Raw genomic sequence first — 379 nt, forward strand, 5'->3', positions numbered from 1 at the left:
GCTGAAGCCATCCACCAGCAAGTGGTGATAACGCTGATACCAGTACCAGCGGTCGTCGCCGACGCGCAGCAGCTGATGGCACACCAGCGGGTTGCCGCCGTCGACGCGCAGATCCTGCGCCAGATCCGCCTGCATCCGCTCCGTGGCGGCGCGATGCGGATCCGGCGCCGTCCGCAGGTCAATGATCGACGGTTCGCCAAAGGTGCGGTCGGCCGCCAGCCACTGCCAGACTTCCCCCTCCTCTTCCTCAAAGCGCAGGCTGAGGGTGTCCGCCTGCTGCAGACCGGCGACAATCGCTTTTCCCAGCAGCGTCGGATCGAGGGCGCCGCGTAGTTCAACATAGTGGGCTACGCTCCAGGCGCCTGGCAGAGTGGAGAGG

At 66.2% G+C, this 379-nt stretch carries 1 protein-coding gene; it reads right to left on the minus strand.

Annotated elements, in window-relative coordinates; all coding sequences use genetic code 11:
* A partial coding sequence (locus WCE05_RS26455) for a condensation domain-containing protein (RefSeq protein WP_368816903.1) occupies positions 1–379 on the minus strand: 379 nt, incomplete at both ends.

This window comes from Pseudomonas sp. I2, from assembly GCF_040984075.1.
GTDB lineage: Bacteria > Pseudomonadota > Gammaproteobacteria > Pseudomonadales > Pseudomonadaceae > Aquipseudomonas > Aquipseudomonas guariconensis_B.